21 protein-coding genes are annotated in these 19,799 nt (G+C 54.6%); 14 read left to right on the forward strand and 7 right to left on the reverse strand.

What is annotated here, in order from left to right; translation table 11 throughout:
• The first annotated feature begins 148 nt into the window (after nucleotides 1-148).
• Together GCU45_RS17935 and GCU45_RS17940 are read left to right on the forward strand one after the other, a co-directional pair.
• Nucleotides 149-1,060, forward strand: a complete 912-nt coding sequence (locus GCU45_RS17935; RefSeq protein WP_152399847.1) for a LysR family transcriptional regulator — start codon at nucleotides 149-151, stop codon at nucleotides 1,058-1,060.
• Nucleotides 1,057-1,377 (forward strand): MGMT family protein, encoded by a 321-nt coding sequence (locus tag GCU45_RS17940; protein WP_152399848.1) that lies wholly within the window; start codon nucleotides 1,057-1,059, stop codon nucleotides 1,375-1,377. Before GCU45_RS17935 ends, GCU45_RS17940 begins: the two co-directional genes overlap by 4 nt.
• Nucleotides 1,378-1,462: 85 nt before the next feature.
• Here the strand turns inward: GCU45_RS17940 and GCU45_RS17945 are convergent, their stop codons facing one another.
• Nucleotides 1,463-2,371, reverse strand: a complete 909-nt coding sequence (locus tag GCU45_RS17945) for a phosphotransferase (protein WP_244364140.1) — start codon at nucleotides 2,369-2,371, stop codon at nucleotides 1,463-1,465.
• 16 nt (nucleotides 2,372-2,387) lie between these two features.
• Complete coding sequence (locus GCU45_RS17950) at nucleotides 2,388-3,389, reverse strand: phosphotransferase (protein WP_167527156.1); 1,002 nt, start codon at nucleotides 3,387-3,389, stop codon at nucleotides 2,388-2,390.
• Between the two features lie 215 nt (nucleotides 3,390-3,604).
• Here GCU45_RS17950 and GCU45_RS17955 point away from each other — a divergent pair, with 215 nt between their 5' ends.
• From GCU45_RS17955 to GCU45_RS17990, 8 genes are all read left to right on the forward strand, one after another.
• A complete protein-coding gene (locus GCU45_RS17955) occupies nucleotides 3,605-4,456 on the forward strand; it encodes a MerR family transcriptional regulator (RefSeq protein WP_152399851.1) in 852 nt (283 codons plus the stop codon).
• Nucleotides 4,453-5,712, forward strand: a complete 1,260-nt coding sequence (locus GCU45_RS17960) for an MFS transporter (RefSeq protein ID WP_152399852.1) — start codon at nucleotides 4,453-4,455, stop codon at nucleotides 5,710-5,712. The genes GCU45_RS17955 and GCU45_RS17960 overlap by 4 nt, the downstream gene beginning before the upstream one ends.
• A 156-nt stretch (nucleotides 5,713-5,868) precedes the next feature.
• Complete coding sequence (locus GCU45_RS17965; protein ID WP_152399853.1) at nucleotides 5,869-7,050, forward strand: NAD(P)/FAD-dependent oxidoreductase; 1,182 nt, start codon at nucleotides 5,869-5,871, stop codon at nucleotides 7,048-7,050.
• A gap of 39 nt (nucleotides 7,051-7,089) precedes the next feature.
• The gene (sigJ, locus tag GCU45_RS17970) at nucleotides 7,090-7,947 is read left to right on the forward strand and encodes an RNA polymerase sigma factor SigJ (protein ID WP_089549599.1); all 858 of its coding nucleotides are present in this window, start codon (nucleotides 7,090-7,092) and stop codon (nucleotides 7,945-7,947) included.
• Between the two features lie 149 nt (nucleotides 7,948-8,096).
• Nucleotides 8,097-9,170 (forward strand): acyltransferase, encoded by a 1,074-nt coding sequence (locus GCU45_RS17975; RefSeq protein ID WP_167527157.1) that lies wholly within the window; start codon nucleotides 8,097-8,099, stop codon nucleotides 9,168-9,170.
• Nucleotides 9,171-9,244: 74 nt separating this feature from the next.
• A complete protein-coding gene (locus tag GCU45_RS17980) occupies nucleotides 9,245-10,171 on the forward strand; it encodes a M15 family metallopeptidase (RefSeq protein WP_152399855.1) in 927 nt (308 codons plus the stop codon).
• A gap of 57 nt (nucleotides 10,172-10,228) precedes the next feature.
• Nucleotides 10,229-10,522: an ArsR/SmtB family transcription factor gene (locus GCU45_RS17985; RefSeq protein WP_076172099.1), complete on the forward strand. Its 294-nt coding sequence runs from the start codon at nucleotides 10,229-10,231 to the stop codon at nucleotides 10,520-10,522.
• A gap of 134 nt (nucleotides 10,523-10,656) precedes the next feature.
• Entirely contained in the window at nucleotides 10,657-11,676 is a 1,020-nt protein-coding gene (locus GCU45_RS17990) for an NADP-dependent oxidoreductase (protein ID WP_244364142.1), read from the forward strand.
• A 209-nt stretch (nucleotides 11,677-11,885) separates the two neighbouring features.
• Here the strand turns inward: GCU45_RS17990 and yedF are convergent, their stop codons facing one another.
• Both yedF and yedE read right to left on the reverse strand, forming a co-directional pair.
• Nucleotides 11,886-12,113: a sulfurtransferase-like selenium metabolism protein YedF gene (gene yedF, locus GCU45_RS17995; RefSeq protein ID WP_152399856.1), complete on the reverse strand. Its 228-nt coding sequence runs from the start codon at nucleotides 12,111-12,113 to the stop codon at nucleotides 11,886-11,888.
• Nucleotides 12,103-13,311, reverse strand: coding sequence for a selenium metabolism membrane protein YedE/FdhT (gene yedE / locus GCU45_RS18000; RefSeq protein ID WP_145948100.1), 1,209 nt, complete (start codon nucleotides 13,309-13,311; stop codon nucleotides 12,103-12,105). The genes yedF and yedE overlap by 11 nt, the downstream gene beginning before the upstream one ends.
• 186 nt (nucleotides 13,312-13,497) lie before the next feature.
• Here yedE and GCU45_RS18005 point away from each other — a divergent pair, with 186 nt between their 5' ends.
• Entirely contained in the window at nucleotides 13,498-13,815 is a 318-nt protein-coding gene (locus GCU45_RS18005) for a hypothetical protein (RefSeq protein ID WP_373309622.1), read from the forward strand.
• A gap of 157 nt (nucleotides 13,816-13,972) precedes the next feature.
• On the opposite strand, the gene GCU45_RS18010 is transcribed toward GCU45_RS18005, so the two are convergent.
• From GCU45_RS18010 to GCU45_RS18020, 3 genes are read right to left on the reverse strand one after another with little or no spacing between them, the layout of a single operon-like run.
• Nucleotides 13,973-15,094, reverse strand: coding sequence for a Ger(x)C family spore germination protein (locus tag GCU45_RS18010; protein ID WP_152399857.1), 1,122 nt, complete (start codon nucleotides 15,092-15,094; stop codon nucleotides 13,973-13,975).
• The gene (locus GCU45_RS18015) at nucleotides 15,084-16,181 is read right to left on the reverse strand and encodes a GerAB/ArcD/ProY family transporter (protein ID WP_152399858.1); all 1,098 of its coding nucleotides are present in this window, start codon (nucleotides 16,179-16,181) and stop codon (nucleotides 15,084-15,086) included. The genes GCU45_RS18010 and GCU45_RS18015 overlap by 11 nt, the downstream gene beginning before the upstream one ends.
• 15 nt (nucleotides 16,182-16,196) lie before the next feature.
• Nucleotides 16,197-17,681, reverse strand: a complete 1,485-nt coding sequence (locus GCU45_RS18020; protein WP_152399859.1) for a spore germination protein — start codon at nucleotides 17,679-17,681, stop codon at nucleotides 16,197-16,199.
• A 142-nt stretch (nucleotides 17,682-17,823) separates the two neighbouring features.
• Between GCU45_RS18020 and GCU45_RS33820 the strand changes: the two genes are divergently transcribed.
• From GCU45_RS33820 to GCU45_RS18030, 3 genes are all read left to right on the forward strand, one after another.
• Nucleotides 17,824-17,994: a hypothetical protein gene (locus GCU45_RS33820; protein WP_163882017.1), complete on the forward strand. Its 171-nt coding sequence runs from the start codon at nucleotides 17,824-17,826 to the stop codon at nucleotides 17,992-17,994.
• Nucleotides 17,995-18,116: 122 nt separating this feature from the next.
• On the forward strand, nucleotides 18,117-19,016 hold the full coding sequence (locus tag GCU45_RS18025; protein WP_167527158.1) for an ROK family protein: 900 nt from the start codon (nucleotides 18,117-18,119) through the stop codon (nucleotides 19,014-19,016).
• Nucleotides 19,017-19,226: 210 nt separating this feature from the next.
• Nucleotides 19,227-19,724: a MarR family winged helix-turn-helix transcriptional regulator gene (locus GCU45_RS18030; RefSeq protein ID WP_152399861.1), complete on the forward strand. Its 498-nt coding sequence runs from the start codon at nucleotides 19,227-19,229 to the stop codon at nucleotides 19,722-19,724.
• The last annotated feature ends 75 nt before the right edge of the window (nucleotides 19,725-19,799 follow it).

Below are 19,799 nucleotides of genomic sequence, written 5' to 3' on the forward strand. Positions count from 1 at the left end.
CAAGAAGTGGATGATGGGAATTCTCCCTTGCCATAAGCCGGGCAAAGGGACCTTACCCCTTTATTGTACTCTCGGATTATGTTTAAATAAATTTAATTGTGGTTACCTTAACTTAAGCTAGACTTATATAAAGAAGGAGATATGCTCGTTGAATATCGATCAGCTGTCTTATGTGGTGGAGGTTGCCCGCGTGAACTCGCTTGCCGAGGCAGCGGGAAATCTGCATATTACCCAATCGGCGGTCAGCCAGGCGATCACAAGCCTGGAGCATGAGCTGGGTCTGAAGCTGTTCAAGCGCTCCCGGCTGGGCACGTTTCCGACGGCCGAGGGCCAGAGCCTCATCAAAAAGATGACGGAAGCGGCCAAAATGATCCAGGAGATTCGGCTGGAAGCGGAGCACCGGACGCAAATGCTGAACGGCGAGCTGCGGCTGGCCACGATGCCCGCTGAAATGGCCGCGCTGGTCAAGGTTATTTCCCTGCTGCGCAGTGAGCATCCCGGGCTTCAATTTGAAATATCGGAGAAGGGTTCCAAGGAGATCATCAGCGATATCCGGCATGATCTGGTGGACCTTGGCTTTGTAGGTCTGCCGGAAAGCATGCTGCGTCAGGAGGGTCTTGCGTTCGAAGCGGTGTATACGGGCAAATTGATGATTGCTGTACCGCGCGTCTCTCCGCTCGCCGCCCGCAAATCGCTGACGCCTGAGGAAGTCCGCAGGCAGTGGTTTGCGCTGTATAAGGACGATTATGTCGAAGCATACATCAAGGAATTTACCCGCCAGTTCGGACCCGTGCAGGTCCTGTTCAAGACCAATAACGGCGGAGCCGTGCAGAGCGCATTGCAGGAGGGTCTCGCCGTGACGGTGGGGCATGATTATTCCTTTTACAGCTTAGGCGGACCACTCCGCGACAACCTCGTCATGCTGGATGTTGAAGGCTTCGTCCAGGAGCCGGTCCACTTTGGATGGATTTGGTCGGAAAGCCGGAAGCGGCCGGCGTATGAGTATATTATCGACCGTTTTAAGCATGAATCCCGTTTTGGAGGTTGGAGAAGCCAATGACGCCTTTTACGATGAACGTCATCCACATTATTCAAAATATACCGGAGGGCCGCGTGATGACCTACGGGCAAATCGCCGAGCTGGCGGGGAGCCGGAGAGCGGCAAGGCAGGTCGTGCGCATTCTTCATTCCTTGGGCAGGAAGCACCGTCTTCCCTGGCACCGGGTCGTCAACGCGAAAGGCGAGATCGCCCTTGTGGAGGAGGAGCCGCGCATGCTGCAAATTCTGTATTTGAAGGGCGAGGGGGTAGAGGTCGATGCCGAGGGACGGATTGACTTGGAGGCATACCGCTATCATCCGGAGCCTGGGGCAGACTGAGGCCTTGCCACAGACTCCCTCCCTTCCAATAAGTGTAGCGGGGGGCGCTTTCCCGATGGATGAAGGGTAAATACGGCCGGGACATTCAGGAGGAAGCGAGCAATGCGCCCAGCTCTTTTTGATATTGCAAGAATCGGTCTGTAGAGGGGATGACCCGTGCGGCAGACTGGATCCCGCCGATTTTGATGCTTCGGACGACGGGATACGGTGCAGACAGCAGTGCATGCAGTAGGGAGAGATCCGGAGCGCTAAGCTGCCGGTGCCGCTGGTAATATTCGACGGCGCGCAGCATTCCGCCCGCGTTCCAGGTAAAATTGCGGTGGAGAATGTGGGCTAAGTCTTTCATTCGCACATGCTGTGAGCTGTTTTCAAAGTCAATCAGATGCAGCTTTCCCCGCTTAGCTTTAATCAAGTTGGGATAATTATAATCTCCATGAATAAAAGCAGATGCCTGCTGCTCCGCTGTCATCGCCGCAAGAACGGCGGGCTCTCGCAGCCGGCTGATCACTTCTTCGCAAGGAGGGACTAAGTGTCGCGTATTTTCGTAGTACCCAAGCAGGTCCTTATAATCCGAGACATCTTTCTCCAAGTCGAAATAACGAATTCTAGAGGCGGGGGCCTCCCCTGCAGGAAAGCCTTCGGCGGCAGCGTGAAACCTGGCCAACGCACGTAGACCTTTCCTCAAATCCGCTGCTGACCCAAAATCCGGCTGCCTTCCGTGCACCCAATTCGTCAGCATGTACACCGAGCCCTGATGGATCATGACCGGTGAAAGCACGGTTGTAGGGTATACTTTTGGACTGCGGGTAAATCCCCGTTCGTCCAGGCAGGCAAAGACCCGGGCTATATAGAAGACTTCTTCCACTTGAACATCGTAGCCCTTCAAGCAGTAAGTACCCAGACGAGTCCGAATTCGGAACACGTCCTTCACCCGTCTGATTTCACGGATTCTCATGCCGTAGGTTTCTTCAATGCCGGTCCTGAAGTTCGTCACAAACATCACCCCTTGGTTATAGATTTGCCCACCTGCTCATGTATTCCATCGCCTGACGCCTGAGCACCCAGGTCTGGTCCATGGTCTTCAGCATCTCGGCGCTTCTGTTGCTCCGTGGGAACCGGACGGCATACCAGGCTTCCCGCGGCAAGCCGTATAATGCCGTGACCAATTTTCGTTCCGGTGGGCTTAAGGGCCGGATCCCTTCGTATCCCCTAAGAAAAGCCTCTATGAATGCGGTATTAAACCCGGTCGTATTCATGATCGTCTTGGCCGTATCCGCATAGGTGGAGCCGACTCTGATAAAATCCCAGTCTATAATATGAAGACGCTCGTCATTTGCGATAATGACATTCGGCGGCGTGATATCGCCGTGAATTAAGGCCGGATTAGCCTTTTCCTGGGTGCAAAGCCGCGAAATATCCGGATGGCGGATTTCGGACCATGCCTCATCAGAGAAGCGTTTCCAAGCCGCGCCGTATTGCTTGATCGTTCTTCGGAGCGCCGGATTCGCGGAAGCAGCTTGAACCATGTTTTTCCGCAGATAACGATCCTTGACTTTCCACAGCCGAACTTGCTCCAAGGTAGCCGATTTCGGTGTTGGCGGCAGCCCGCAGCGGAGGGTGTGAAGCTTTGCCAGGGCATGGCCCAGCTGCTCACAATCCTGCTCCGTCCCCATCGGCCGTCCATGAATCCACTCCGTCATATAATAAGGCTGCCCCTGGCGCATGACCCACAGCTTTCCCGAGTCGGCAGGAAGCCAGTCCGGCATAAAGCCATAGTCGTTGTTCATTAACAGACGAACATACTTTGCGGCTGATTTGATTTGGGCAGCCAGACCTGAGCGAAGGTGGGGATTCCGGTTATACGGCTTTAATGCAAACGTGCCCAGGTTCGTCTGGATCTGGATCACGGCGTTTTTCCGGTAAAGCGATGAGATAGGCGTGGAGCGAAGGGTTTGCAGACGGAAACGCCGGGAAATGCTGCGGATTTCCCTTTGACTCAGTAGATGTGACATGGGTGGGTCTCCCTCCGTTAGAAAGTAACTTAGACAGCAGCGCATGGTGTGGTGACCGTTGATTTTTTATCGTATTCTTTTTGTCATGAAAGGTATGGACATTCGCCTTGGATTTCGTAAAAGCTTATGGATTCCTGGAACGATGGATGCTGGCACAGGGGTTGACTTTCCACTTAAGGGAAAGCTTTATACTGGAGCGGAGAGGAGGCTGGGAAATGTTCAAAATTACGGAATTTTCGAAAATTAGCCAGGTATCGGCCAAAGCGCTTCGCTATTACGACCAGATCGGGCTGTTGAAGCCGTCTTATACCGATCCGGATACGGGATACCGATTCTATACGGCAGACCAGCTGAAGCGGGTTCACCGGATTCTGGTGTTTAAGGACCTGGGGTTCACCTTGGAGCAAATGATTCCGCTGCTGGACGGAGCCCTGGGCACGGAACAGATGCGGGTGATGCTTCTTCATAAATCGGCCGAAATTGCCGAGATGCTGAGGGAGGAGCAGGCCCGACTGAACCGGATCGAAGCCAGGCTGGATGAGCTGGACCGGAGTGAGGATGGAGAGCCGCCCCTGGATGTCGTCGTAAGGCAGACCGGCCCTGAATGGATCGCCTCCATTCGAGAAGTCACCTCCAAATCGAAGGTTCCGGGGCTGATTCGGGAGCTGCGCCAGGCCGTCAAGACGCTGTACAAGGGCACTCTGGACCAGAGGGTGATCGTTCTGTGGCACAGCTGCGCCGAATGCGAAGACGCCGTGGACCTGGAGGTAGGCGTTCCGGTTGCGGGCCCCCTCCCGGACCAAGGCCGGATCCGGGTTAGGGAGCTGAAAGGCGCCCAGCTTGCTTGTATAGCCCATTCCGCAGGCCTAGCGGGTTCCTATGAGGTCACGGCCAAGCTGGCCGGTTGGCTTGAGGAACAGGGATACGGCATTTCGGAGCAGGAACCGAGCCGGGAGATTTACTGGGAACTGCCGGACCAGCCGGCCAGCCCGGTGTTGTCCGAGCTGCAGATGCCGATCGTGGACAGACCGGGCGGAGCTCCCGGGGCAGAGGGGGGACGGGCATGAGGGAAAGAAGACGGGTTCCGTCCGGTATCCTTCAGGTCCTCCTGCTGGCGGTGGGCATTTTTGTGATCAGTACGTCAGAACTGCTCCCGATGGGTCTGCTGCCGGACATCGGGCGGCAGTACCAGGTCACCGTTCAGACGGCAGGCTGGCTCGTCACCGCCTATGCGCTCGGGGTTGTCGCGGGAGGACCGCTGCTGACGGTCGCCACAGTCCGGGCCCCCCGCAAACGCCTGCTCCTATACATGCTGGCTCTGTTCGGGGCAGGGAGCCTGCTCAGCGCTGTCGCGCCTTCCTTCGGACTGCTGATCGCCTCCCGCGTCGTCAGCGCCGTGGCCCAGGGGGCCTTCTTCGGTGCCGCCGTCGTCATGGCAGGCCAGCTGGCGGCTCCGGGACGGGAAGGCGCGGCCATATCTCTGGCCGGGTCGGGGCTGACGATTGCGACGGTCATCGGCGGGCCGCTGGGCACGCTGCTCGGACAGCAGTTCGGCTGGCGCTTTCCGTTTTGGATGCTGGCCATCATTACGCTGCTCGTCGGAGCGGGCATCCTGTGGAAGATTCCAGACATGCCGCAGGTGACACGCCCTCAGATCCGCCGGCAGCTCGGGCAGGTCGCGCATACGGGCCCGGTACTGGCCCTGTTTACGACAGTATTCGGATTTGGCGGCGTCTTTTTGGCCTTTACGTATATCTCTCCGATCCTTCAGGAGATCACTGGGCTGCCGGAAGAGCGCATTTCAATTGTGCTGCTGCTGTTTGGGCTGGCGTCGGTGATCGGGAATGCCGCTGGAGGCAAGCTGGCCGACCGGCATCTCCATGCGTCTCTCTTGGGCAGTATGGGGCTGCTGTTGGCAGTGATGATCGCCTTTTATTTCACGAGCACTTCGGTCGTTCCCGCGCTCATTACAGTGTTTGTGTGGGGAGCGGCCGCTTACGCGATGGTCACTCCGCTGAACGTCCAGGTGCTGCGGCGGTCCGGCTCGGCGCAGGATTTGGCCTCCACCCTGAACATCTCTGCCTTTAATCTCGGCAATGCGCTTGGCGCCTTTATCGGCGGGTATGTGGCTGAGAGCAGGCTGGGGCTGTCCGGACTGCCGCTGGCTTCGGCCGTGATTGTGGCCATTGGCATCGCCTTAGCCGCGGGCAGCGTGATGCTTGAGCGCTCGAAGCCAGGAAGCGCAGGGGCAGCGGGACAGGCGGAATGCGTGAATGCTATAGACGAGGCGTCTTGCGGAATGAATCCCGGTGCCCAGTCATAGATTACAGGAAGCCGGATCATAGAAGCCGAGGAGACCTCCCGAAGCCGGGAGGTTTTTTTGGTCTGTGCCGCTTTTTTCATTTTCTTCTGCTTTCAGTGTCACAAATGCTTCCCCTTTCTCGTGATATATGCAAAACCAAAGCGGGGAGTGGACGTTATGGAAAAGTTAACATGCGTCGTGGTCGGCGGCGGCTACGCCGGAATCAATGCGGTCAAAGCTTTGCAAAAATCGCTTAATGGGGCTGGCCGGGAACTCAGGCTCATCCTGATCAACAAGGATCCTTATCACCTTCGCAAGGTGCTGCTGTTCAAGCCGGCGGCACTGCAGGAGGATATTGCCATCCCCTTGAGACGATTGTTCCCGGAAGGGGAAGGCGTAGAACTCGTTCAGGGGGAGGTCACACGCGTGGATTTTGACGCCAGGCAGCTGATCTACAGCCGCAGTGAGGGCGGGGACGCACGCCTTGGATATGACATCCTGGTGATGGCGGCGGGGAGCATGGTCCGGCGCCCACAGCCGGATCAGGGCGGTATCGCGCTGACCTCGCCGGAAGCGGCTGAACAGATCCGCCGGATGTGGAAGCAGAATCTCCGTGAAGCGGCCGGCGCCGGTGCGGAGGAACGCGCCAAGCTGCTGACGTTTACCGTGGCCGGAGGAGGCATCAGCGGCATTGAAACCTCGGCCGAGCTGGCTCATGCCATCCGGGCAGATGCTGAGGGCCTGGGCCTCAATCCCGCGGACATCCGGGTGTATCTGGTGAATGCCGAGGAGCGGCTGTTTGCACAGGGTCCGGCGAAGGTGTCCCGCAAGCTGGAGCGGCTGCTAGCCGATGAGGGGGTCACTACACTGCACGGACGCAAGGTCATCCGGGAACGCGGCGGGGTGATCGACCTTTCGGACGGAAGCGAAATTTCCGCAGGGCTGTGCGTATGGACGCTTGGCATCGTGCCGAATCCAAGGCTTTCAAGCATGGGCTTTCCGGTTACTGCGGAAGGAAAAGTAGTTGTCGATGCGAGCTATCGGGTGGAGGGCAAACCCGGCGTCTACAGTATTGGAGATTGCGCGCAGATCGTCGATCCGGAGACGGGCCGGGCAGACAGTATGACCTGCAAGGAAGCCGGCGCTCAGGCAGCCAGGCTCGGCCAGGTCGTAGCGGCGGATGTCGAGGGCCGTCCTGCACCTGTCCATAAAGGGTACATGGATGTTTTCTGCTTCGGCCTTGGTCCGGCCAAAGGAATGGTCTGGACCCGGCAGTGGGGACTCGATATGATCATACAAGGGAGACTCGGCTGGAATATTCGGAAATTCACCTGGGATCATGCGAGTCTGCTCAAGTGAGCAACGCCATGCCAGTAGGATAGGAAAGGTGAGCAATCCATGAGGGAACTGTATGAGAATTACCGTCCGCTGCTGTTTTCGATCGCTTATCAAATGATGGGCTCCGTGTCCGATGCGGAGGATGCGGTGCAGGACGTTTTCGTGAAGCTGGCGGACCGGGACCTGGCACAGCTGAAAGAACCGAAATCCTACCTGTGCAAAATGGTTTCGAACCGCTGCCTGGATATGCTGAAATCCACCCAGAGGCAGCGGGAGCAGTACTTCGGGCCATGGCTGCCCGAGCCGATCGAGACGTCGGCGGAGGATACCGCCGAAACCGTGGTTCGCGGGGAGCTGCTGTCCTATGCGATGCTGGTGCTGCTGGAGCGGCTGTCCCCGCTGGAGCGCGCCGTCTTTATCCTTCGGGAGGCGCTGGGCTTTGAATATCCGGACATTGCGGAACTCGTCGAGAAAACGGAGGTATACTGCCGCAAGCTGTTCAGCCGGGCCCGTGCCAAAATGGGGTTCGATCCTGAGATGCCGATTCAGCCGGAAGCTGCGGACGAAGAGTGGGTCCACCGGTTTCTGTCGGCTCTGGAGCAGGGCAGCATGGATTCCGTGCTGTCTCTGCTCTCGAAGGACGTCGTCATCACCTCCGACGGGGGCGGCAAGGCGTCCGCGGCGGTTCATCCGATCGTGTCGCCGATCTTCGTCGCCCGCTTTGCGCTGGGCGTGTATCGCAAATTTTCGGCCGCTGACGGAGACATCCAGATTGAGCATGTCTCACTGAACGGCCAGCCTGGGATTGTGTTCCGGTCTCAGGAGGGGGTCGAAGGCGCCATGCTTCTCCATGTCGAAGGAGACCGGATTCGTGATCTGTTTGTCGTCAGAAACCCCGATAAGCTTCAGCATCTGTAGAACAGTGGGTTAACGCAGCAGTTTAAGGCCCCGGGAGTCATCCCGCGGGCCTTTTGCTTTTCGCCCCCTAGAAAATACCTTGGTAACCGCCCCTACCATATGGGTAATGACCTCTATAAGGCTGAATCCTGACATCTGGGGTGGACATTGTGGGAAAAAGAGAGAGGATAACCTATCTGGAGCTGCTGAGAGGCATACTGATCATCGCGGTGGTTGCCATTCATACAACTTCGTTTTCGGTCACGAAGCTAACGACCGGTTCAACGTTATACCCGCTGTACTATATCGTAAACGTCGGCTGTAATTTCGCCGTTCCGGGATTTCTGTTCCTGAGCGCGCTCCTGCTGTTCTATCATTACGACGGGAGGCAGCTGAGCTGGCTTTCTTTTTATAAAAAGCGGATCAAAAAAGTCGTGGTTCCGTATCTGTTCTGGTCCTTTTTTTATGCGGCCTATTACACGTACGCTCACGGGCTCTCGCTGGAGCAGGGCTGGCATCGATTCTGGAGCAACCTGCCGCTGGGGAACAATTACGAGCATTTGTACTTCATGATCATTATCGCGCAGTTCTACCTGCTGTTTCCGCTGTTTATGCTGCTGCAGAAAATTCCGGTGCTGAAACGGCATCCGCTCGTCTTCGGGATCGCCGTCCAGCTGGCCGTCTATTTGCTGAACTATTATGTATGGCATATGGACGAAATCGGTACGTTTATCGGATCGTATATGCTGTATTTATACCTGGGGGCTTATGCTGCCAAAAAGATGAGGGAGAAGGGCGTCCGACAAGCGTTTGGCTCAGGCGCGGTCTGGATGGCGGCAGCGTTTATAGCGGCTGCAGCCTTGTATATTGGGCAGAAATGGCTGCAGACCGCCGCTCCGCACTGGGTTCCCCAGCCTTATCTATCGTACATGAACAAGCTGTCCGAAGGTCTATATTTCTCACTGGCCTGCTTATTCCTGCTGCAGCTGGCGCGGAAATTCCGTCAAGGAAGCCCGCTGTACAAGACGCTGTTTTCGCTCGGGACGTGTTCTTACGGCATTTACCTGCTGCATCCATTCTTCCTGCTCCTGTGGCGGGAATATGTGCAGCAGACCGGACCGTTCTCTTATCATTTGCTTGTATGGGCCGGCGGAGCGCTGTCTATCCTGCTGTCCTGGGCGATCGTCAAGGCGGTCTCCCGGACGCCCCTGGCACCTTACATTGTTGGCGAATCCGCGAAATAGTCATAATTTCCCCTATTCATTTCCCAAGCGATCCTCTATTATATTACACAGGCATTGAAGGAGGACACGATGAAATGAGAAAGTGGTTTTTCATGCTCGCAGTCATCGTCATCCTGGTGCTGGTGGGCTTTAGAAGCGTACAGCATCAGATCGGCGGCTCGGGCACAAAGCATGTGAAGACAGAAACGGAACAGGAAGCCGCCAAGCAGGGCGGAGCTTCGGCGAAGCCGGAAGAAGGATCCCCTTCCAAGGAAGAGAGTCCGTATTTGGACGTCAACTCGAATCAGGTGCATCTGGGCAACCTGCTGCTGGTCAACAAGGATCATCCCGTTTCCGGGGATGCGGTAAAGAAAGATGTTGTCAATCTGTTTGATCATAAAGACCTGATGGAAGGATACAGCCTGCTGGACGCGCATATTATGCTGTCCGAGGATTTGGCACGCCATTTTATGACCATGGTGGACGCGGCCAGGAAGGACGGCGTGGATCATTTTCTCATCAGCAGCGGCTACCGCGATTTTGACAAGCAGGAGGAGCTGTATAAGGAAAAAGGCTCCGAGTACGCCCTGCCGGCCGGTGCCAGCGAGCATAATTTGGGGCTCTCCATGGATATCGGTTCCAGTCTGAAGGAGATGGATAAGGCGCCGGAAGGCAAATGGCTGAAGGAGAACGCCTGGAAGTACGGCTTTATTTTGCGTTATCCCGAAGACAAAATCAGCATTACCGGCATCCAATATGAACCGTGGCACTTCCGGTATGTCGGTCTGCCGCACAGCGCCGTGATGTATGAGAAGAATATGGCGCTGGAAGAATATCTGGACTATCTAAAGCAGCAGGGGAAGATCACGGAGACGGTGGAGGGCAAGACCTACGAAATCGCTTATTACCCGTCGGCCGATATGGGAAAAATTGATAAGCCGGCTTCTGCAAACTATGAAATTTCCGGGGATAATATCGATGGGGTCATTGTTACGACCGAGAAAGAGCAGGCAGCAGAATAGGGGATGTAACAATTTGGCTGCTTGACTCTGCCGAAGGCAAAGGAGTAGGATAGTTCCATGACTATCAAACTAACGTCAAAAGACGATGAGAAGCGGGCCAAAATTTTCAAGGCGCTGTCGGAAGTGAAACGGATCGAAATGATCCGGTATCTGGTTCGGCATCCGGAACACAAAACATGCGGTGAGGTCGGCGAATCGCTTGGGATGGACAAGTCCAACGTGTCTTATCATCTCAAGATTTTGTATGAGGCCGATTTGATCCACATTTACCGGAGGGGCCAGAATAAATACGGGCAGCTTAGAGAGGATACGTTTAACGCATTTTTACCGGGTTTCCTGGACAGTCTATGATTGGGCGGGAAACCTCTCTTTATTCTCTGTAATTTGAAAGTTTTACAACTATCCGATTAATACGAGGTGGTTTTGAGGCCGTGTAGTCATCGCCTTTTGATCCCAATTCTAGATGATGGAGATGTGAATATTGTATGGTACAACCATTGATGAACCGTTCGATTCTGTTACAATCGCGCCCGGTGGGCATGCCGGGACCCGAAAACTTTGAGTTCCGCGAAGGGAGCGTCCAAGAGCCGCAGGAAGGACAAGCCGTCATCCGCACACTGTATCTGTCGGTTGACCCGTATATGCGGGGAAGAATGAGCGACGCGAAGTCGTATGTGGAGCCGTTCAAGCTGAATGAGGTCATTTCCGGCGGGATCGTCGGCGAAGTGGTGGAATCGAAGTCCGATGCCCTGCAGCCAGGGGACAAGGTAATCGGCATGCTGGGCTGGCGGCTGTATAACACGGTCGATGCCGGCAGCGTCCGCAAGCTCGATCCGTCCATCGCGCCGTTGTCCGCTTACTTGAGCGTGCTGGGCCTGACCGGATTGACGGCCTATTTCGGTCTGCTGGATATCGGCAAGCCGAAGGCAGGGGAAACCGTCGTCGTCTCGGGAGCCGCCGGTTCCGTCGGCATGTTCGTGGGCCAGATCGCCAAGATCCAGGGCACTCGCGTCGTCGGCATCGCCGGTACGGATGAGAAATGCGAGTACCTGATCCGCGAGCTCGGCTTTGATGCGGCGGTGAACTATAAAGCTGACAATTTCCAAGAAGAGCTGGCAGCGGCATGTCCGAACGGGGTAGACGTGTATTTTGACAATGTCGGCGGCAGCGTATCCGATGCGGTCATGAATCTGCTGAACGACTATGCGCGAATTCCGCTGTGCGGCGCCATCTCGTCCTACAACAGCACGGAGGATGTCGGCCCGAGAATTTTGTCCAAGCTGATCAAGACCCGCTCAATGATCAAAGGTTTTGTGCTGAGCGATTATGCCTCCCGCCAAGCTGAGGGCATGCAGCAGCTGGGACAGTGGCTGGCCGAAGGCAAGCTGAAATACGAAGAAACGATCGTCGAGGGCTTTGACCATGTGATTGACGCGTTCCTGCAGCTGTTCCAGGGTACGAATCTCGGTAAAATGTTAGTAAAAGTCAGCGATCCGCAAGCCTAAAAACGGGCGCGACGAAAAAAACATCTTGATCTGGTATGCATTTCATACGTTATGATCAAGTCAGGGAACGGCCGGAGGCCGCCGGCGTTACTGCGGTCATCGCGGGCGTGACGGGGTCTCTCTTGGCGCTGTTCCTTGTCTGTTATGTAAAAAAGGATTAGAGCGGTTATCGCTCTAATCCTTTTTTGGTCTTCAACGTATGCCGCGGCTTACGCGCGGATATAGAACAAAAACTCCTGCCCGTTCCGGACGGGATCCTGTTCCAGCGTATACCCATGTTTCACGACTTCCTCCGGTACGTTGCGGAAGGAAGAAGGGCAGTCGGTAATGACCTGCAGCAGCTGGCCTTTCTTCAAGTCACGCAGCGTTTCGAGCGTGTAAATGATCGGATACGGGCAGGATTCTCCGCGGAGATCGAGCGTAAAATCAATGGACATGTTTTGTTTCCCCTTTCTTAAAGCCGATGCCAAACCGGTAGTTTTTTTGCCAGTACACAGCGATACCAAAGCCGACCGCCAGCAGAGCCAGCGTCAGAATGATCGCACCGGCCGGACCCATTGCCGTAATAAGGTTGATCGGTTTGCCTGGCTTCACGATGGCATTGAAAATGCCGAGGTGGTCCCAGGCGTATGCCAAAGCGGTGGCTCCCGCAATGTTGCCGATGAATACAGGCAGGAATACCACCTGGCCTTCCATCAGACGGTACATCATGCCGGTTTCGCAGCCGCCGGCCATGACGATGCCGATGCCGAACAGGATGCCGCCGATCAGCGTGCTCGGCGCGGCGATCTTCGTAATCGGATCCATTCCGTTTACCAGAATAATGATCAGCGTGGCGACGGAGCTGACGGCCATTCCGACGAAGATCGCCTTCGTCATGGCTGCCCGTCCGCTGATCCAGAGATCGCGGAATGCGGACGTAAAGCAAATCTGTCCCCGTTCAATCAGAATGCCGAAGGCGGCCCCGAACAAAGCGGCCGTGCCCAGCATCGTTTTGCCTGCCGCATAGAAATAGACGATCAGAGCCGCATACGCGAGCGCCAGAACGGCACCGACGTAGGGCTGGATCTTCTTGCGGGCCGCGGAAGGCGCGGCGGCATTACCCTTCAGAAGGGTGGGCTTCCCCTTCCACCAAGAGGTATTCACCAGCTTGGTCCCGAGGTATGTACCGATTGCGGTAGCCGCAATAAAAATCCAGGAGTGAAGGGAAAACTGCGGCACACCCGTGAAAAATGCGGCCAGATTGCAGCCGAGGGCAAGCCGTGCCCCGAAGCCGGCGACAAAACCTCCGGCCAGCCCCTGAAGCAGCCGGCGTTTCTGCCGCGGCACCCTGATTTTGAAGCTGTTGCTGAGCAGAATCATGATCAGCGCGCCGATGAACATGCCCCACACGATCCATCCGTCGGTCCGGGTGAACGTGGTTCCGTTCATGTGGATCAGCTGAAAGTAAGCCCAGTCCGAAATATCCACGCCGCACCATTCCAGAAGATGTCCGCCCAGACGGGTAAACTCCCCGGTAACGGCCCAGACCGTGCCGGTGATACCAAAATACACGGCGCTTAAAATACCGGCCAGCGCCATGGCCAAATAAGGGCTCCAGTAGCGGTTAAACACTTTGTCGTACACCTGCTTCATTCTCGTCCAACATTTCCTTTCCGAACAGTCCCGATTTAGGGAACTGTTGAATTCATCATTTGACTTCCCCAATGGTTTCCTTGATTCCATAGGGATGCCATTCTATTCTACAACAACGGGCAGAAATGAGAAGAGGGTTTTTCGCGCCGGGCGTTGCCCATGGAGATCGGAGGAAGTTGTGGTACAATGGCTCTAGTCAAACAAAGATTGGAGATGATTTCGCCCATGAACAAGCCGCTCAAACAACAAGAGCTGATTTCATATATTGCCGAGGAAACCCAAGCAGACCGGGACAGCATTACGCTCGTCCTGAAGCATGAGGAAGCCTATATTAACAACGCCAAGGCTGATGTGAAAGGCGAGGTGGAGATCGACATGGACGATTTGGTCGATTATGTGCTGAGCCGCCGCGATATCAAGCTGGACGAGATGACCGTTGAAGCTATTCTGGAGGCGGAAATGGATTTCTTGATGGACCAGGGATTGGCCAGTTACGAGGACTAGGCAGCCGGACCATGCAGACAGACGGAAAAACCGCACCGAGCGTTTAAACTGCATCCTCAGTGGTAGATTGATTCTCCACTGGAGGTGCAGTTTCGTTCGGGCGGTTTTTTTGATTCGTTCTCATAAATTCGATAAAAGCACTACGGAACCAGCCGCATTAGTGCAGCATTTTACCGTAATCCCGGATTTTGACGTCGACGTGCACGCTGATATCCGCTTTGGAAAATACCTCTTCCCACTTCAGCTGCTTCCATACGCTGTGGGGAATCGAATTACGGACATACTGCCCGATACCCATCGGGTCGGATTTTTTCTCCTGCATGAGGTCGATCAGCTTCTGGCACTTCCGGTTAATGGTTTTTTCCAGCTCCGCCTCCAGCTTTCGCTGATCGGTCCGCTTCTTCATGTCGAGCGCTCCGATATACTCCAGCAGCGAGCCCGACAGCCTGATACGGAGGGCGACCTGAATCGGCCTGCCCTCGCGGATGTCCCGGGTCGAGAGCACCTTGATCCTCCGCTTGCTGGAAAGGTACTCCAGCGTCGCCTGCTCTTCCGCGTTCCGATCCGTTTGAATGCCGACGTTTAAATCGCCGGCACGGACCCCGTGATGGAGCAGGGCGAAGAACATTCGGTCATTCGCATCGATTTTCCCGACATACTGATCGTTTTTGAACAGGGCGATGCCGTCAACAGAAAGAGAATCCTTCTCTTCCTTTAAGATCGTGGCGACCGGGTCAATGCCGTCGTCATAGTAATCTCTTGTGAATGTATATAAGGTGGTATCCGGAATTTCACCGGACTTAGCTTCGGTACGGATCAGCGTGTCGAGATATTCCCCGGCGGTCGGGCCTTGGGGATAGTCGTTCCGGATCAGGATGTGATGCGGGTCGGATTCCGCCACGATAATATGCAGGCGCGAGCCGATGGACGGGTCCCGGGTCAGTGTGTCCATATTGCTCCAAACGCCTCTTCTTGCCAGCCTCTCGCCGAATACGACCTGTCGCAGCTGTCCGTTGACCAAGCGGCGGTTGTTCTGCCGGTCAAAGATCATTTTGGCCTTCTTTCCTGATTCCGCCATGGTGGTGTAGACAATCGCATCTTCATGGTTGGACTTCGGGATGCTGACGGTTACCCTTAATTTGGTGTTTTCTCCTTCCCCGGATAAGTCATAAGCAATCGTCCGGACGAAACCCGCCCTTTCGATAATATGCTGGTCGGTGCATCCCGTGAGCAGCATAACGGCAGTCAGCGTCATCAGCAGGCGCTTGTTAATGCTCATGGCTGTTCATCCTTTCCCGAAGCTTTTGAAACAGGAGCACCAGGATCAGCAGCATAGGCAGGATAAAGGCAATCCCGATCTCCGTGAAAAGTACACGCCGGAGCTGATATTCCGATTGGGACAAGTACTTGGAATAAAACCCGACGATAAATACCCCGAGCACGATCAAAAACTCGAGGCGTTTGGGGCGGGTCTTGGGAAAGATCCGCTTGACCATGGACAGGGACGCGAACGAAAACATCGTGGTCGATATCAGATTGCCGAATACGAAAATGACAAACACCAGGTTTTCCACCCGGTTAATAAACGGCATCTCAATAAAATCCAGCATATCGATGATCGGGTACAGCAGGGACTGAAGCTGCTGGAAGCTGAAAAAGCCAAACGCCGTTAGCAGGACGATCACCTGAGCCAGTGCAGTCAGCAGATGACCGTACAGAACCCCCTTGAACAATTTGCTCTTTTTGTTGACATAAGGGAATAGAAAGATGCACAGCTCATAGCCAATAAAGGAGGTATACACCTCGGCCCAATTGTGAAGAACCTGCCCCCCGGCAGGATCCTCAAAAAAATAAGACGTGAGGCGGATCAGCTTCCACTCGCGCGCCTGGTAAGACGTCAGCAATAAGGTCCACCAAGTCATAAATGCAAACACCGTGGCTGCTTTGCTGATGTTGTAAACAGGTTTGATGAGCAGGAAATACACCATAATACAGAACAGCAAAAAGATAAACATTACATTGGATGTCTGGAACGAAATCATCTGGAAGATCAGAAAGAAGTTTTTTCCGACAAAGGAAGCGATCATGATATAAAAGACGGCCAATCCTGCATATACCGGGTAGAGAATCCATTTGGACAGGGATTTCTCCAGAATGTCGAACATGGACCGTCCCTTCCCCATGCGATAGACGACCAAATACAGCAAAATATTGCCGGTGGATACCAAGGCAAGAAAGATGTATCCCACCCAGCCGTTGGTTCCCATGTTCTCCGCTACCAGCCGCGGCAGGGCGAACAGGACGATGTTGTTCTCGATCATATAGATCAAGGTCGCAATATGAAAAGCGCTTAATTTTTCGTTCACAGTCCATCACCGCCGCTATTTCCGCATTTTGTTGATTTTTTTGTTGGGTGTTTTCACTATCGTCGGCCGACTGCGCAAAGCCCAAAATGGCCCCCGGATATAAGTGTCCAGCATGTCCTTAAAGTTGATTGGGGCCAGGGGCGTGAGATAAGAAGTCCCCATGTTCGTGACTCCCGCCAAATGGATCACGACCATGCCGATGGCCATTAGCAGACCAAGGTTCCCCAGAATACCGGCCATGATGATCAGCCCGAACCGGATGAGACGGATCGATGCACTCATGATGTAACTCGGGATGACGAAGGAAGCGATCGCTGATGTCGCGACAGCAATGATCAGGATGTTGCTCGTAAACCCGGCCTGAACTGCAGCCTGACCGATGACAATACCGCCGACGATGCCGATGGTCTGTCCGACCTTCGTCGGCAGCCGGGCGCCGGCTTCCCGCAGCAGTTCGATCGTCGTTTCCATAAGCAGCGCTTCGAGCAGCGGGGGAAACGGGACCTTGGCCCGGGACTCCGTCAAGTTGAGCAGCATCGTGTGCGGGATCATTTCATAATGGTAGGTTGTGACAGATACGTAGAAGGCGGTAAAGGAAATCGTAATCAGGAAGCCGATCAATCGCAAAAAGCGCAGTGCGGTGCCGATCAGCCATCGCTGGTAGTAGTCGTCCGGCGATGAGAAGAAATCGAAGAAGGCGGTCGGGCAGGTAAAGCCCGACGGACTGCCATCCACAAATCCGGCGACCCGCCCGGCGACCAGCTTGGACACGATTGCATCCGGACGCTCGGTCGTCATAAATTGCGGAAAGATGGAGTTGGGATTCTCATCGATGAATTGAATCAGCATATTGGAATCGGTAACGGCGTTATATTCAATCCTTTGGATCCGCCTGATCAGCTCGTCGACAATTTCCTGATTGGCTAGCCCTTCAATATAAGCGACGACGACGACGTTTTTGGCGACTTCCCCGACCTCCAGCTTAATGAACTTTAAATGGGAGCTCTTCACCCTTTGGCGCAGGACACCGAGGTTCTGGCTAATATTCTCTACGAAACCGTCATGGGGACCGGAGATGACCGTTTCGGTCTCGGACTGTTCGACGCTGCGGCCGACTGGTTTGGCGATATCGATTAAATAAGTACTCCCCCGGAAGAAAATGGCTGCTTTTCCGTTCAGAATGCCCTCGATGCATTCCTTGCTGTCCACAACGGCGACATACTGGGAGCGGCAAAGGACGGTCTTGGCTTCCTCCTCGTCAACATCGGTAAAAGGCCGGATGATTTCCTGGAAAAGCTGGTCGTTTCCGACGAGAAAGGCCAAATAAATGACATCCACATTGCACTGCGGGTAGGTGCGGTGAACGAAATCCATTGATTTCTCGAACTCCTGGATCGTGTGCGTGAGCGAAGGCGGCTCATTTTTTTCCGGCTCTTTGACCGTCGTCTTTTCTTCTTCCCCAGCCACAAAAAAATGCTTGATTTTTGCAAATATGTCCATAAATCACACCTCGTGGGTATTCTATCCAATTGCGATACAGTTATACGCGACCAGGTGCAGGCGGCAGAGGTTGCTGTTTGATCACAGGACAGAGGGGTAGTGTATGAAGTAGGGGATAAACTTCAAAGGAGGCGGGCCGGGGATGAAAGATTACCGGGAACTATATATTCGGGGGATATTGGATATAGCGGAGGAGCATGGGCTGGATTATACGAGGGAGAAGCTGGAACCCATGACTGAAGACGAACTGATCGCGCTCCGGGACCGGTTGAGAATGAAATACGAGAATATCCATTTCAAGCGGTACTGTTGATGGGGTGCAGGTACGATTGCAGAAGTGAAGTATTTCTCCTTTTATGAATTTATTTATGGAGAAAATATCTGGTTATTGCTATAATGGAGGCATCTGAGCAGAACCGAAGGGGTGTGCGATACATGAAAGCAATTGGCCTGGATATTGGCGGAACTTCCATCAAGGGCATGGTGCTCGATAGGAACGGACAGGTGCTCGACCTCGGTAAAATCGCGACCGATGCGAAGCAGGGGAAAGACCGGATTATGGCCAACATGCATTCGCTTCTGCGTGAGCTGCTGGAAAGAAACGGGGATGTGACCGGCATCGGTATCGGCACCGCCGGCCGGGTCGATGTCCACACCGGAAGGATTGTGTATGCGACCGACAATTTGCCGGGCTGGCAGGGAACGGAGCTGAAGGCGATCCTGGAGCAGGCATACGGGCGGCCGGTCTTTGTCGATAACGACGCCAACACGGCCCTCGTCGGAGAGGCTTGGCTGGGAGCGGGCAAGGGGATTCCCGACGTGACCATGCTTACCTTGGGCACTGGCGTAGGCGGGGCGAACATGGTGGGCACGGAACTGTTCAGGGGGGCTGGCTGGAACGGCGGAGAATGGGGACATACCATTCTCATACCCGGGGGCCGGCCATGCAACTGCGGCCAGCGGGGCTGCGTGGAGCAATATCTGTCTGGGACAGCGCTGGTTTCCCTTGCGGCTGAGGCTGCAGGCGCATCCTATCCGTCAGGGGTTGAGGTGCTGGAGGACTTGAAGCGAGGACTTCCGGCTGTTGTGAAGGTTGTCAACGAATACGTCCGAAATTTAGGTGTGCTGCTGCACAATATCCATATCGGCCTCAACCCCGGTGTGATTGTCATTGGCGGAGGTTTGACCGATTCACGGGAAATCTGGTGGCCGCTGCTTGATGAATGTCTCTCCAGCTTAAGTCCGGGGATCGATGTACGCCCGGCGCAGCTAGGCAACCAGGCAGGAGCGATCGGGGCGGCCAGGCTGATTTTGAACCAACTGGAAAGAGAATAGAAATACATAGCATGGCAGTCATTCGGGTAGAATGGCTGCTTTTTGGCGTATGGCGCTCATTTTTTTGAAAACCGGATGTATCCCCTTACACCTGTACTGAGCATGATGTAGGGGAAAAGATGGGATGAAACAAATAGTTTGTATGTTAATTATATGTTTACAAATATTATTTACAAAAAACATTTTTCGCTGTAAAGTGAAAAGAAGAACATGCACAAGAGAAGGGACGATCCGGCCGTGAACAAGGGAGACTACGAGGATCTGTACGGACAATTTGTTTCCAGAACCAGCCGCGCGCTGAACCGGTACATGGCGTTACATTTAAAGGATGACGATATTACCCCGGAACAATGGACGGTCATTAAGCGGCTCAGTGAGCAGGACGGCATTACGCAGAAGGATCTTGCATGGATTGCCGATAAAGACCAGGCGAACCTGACGAAGATTCTCGACATCCTGGAACGTAAGCATCTCGTGCGCCGCAGCCGAAATGAAGAGGACCGGCGGTCGTTCTTGATCTATATCACGGAAGAGGGTAGGAAGCTGCATGGGGAGGTGGTCGGGCGGATCAACCGGCTGTACCGGGAAGAGGTGCTCGCCGGCATTCCGGAGTCGGAGCTGGCCCTGTTTAGCGAAATGCTGAAGCGGATCAACCGGAATATCGGAGCGGGCGGTCCGTTCGTTGATGAATATGAGGCTGAGCAGTGATGAAAAGGTAGAACGTACCGCATTGAATGGGTGCGAATAACTATGGAATCTAAGAGAAAGAGTTGATGCGAATTG

Source organism: Paenibacillus cellulositrophicus, from assembly GCF_009363095.1.
GTDB lineage: Bacteria > Bacillota > Bacilli > Paenibacillales > Paenibacillaceae > Paenibacillus_AQ > Paenibacillus_AQ favisporus.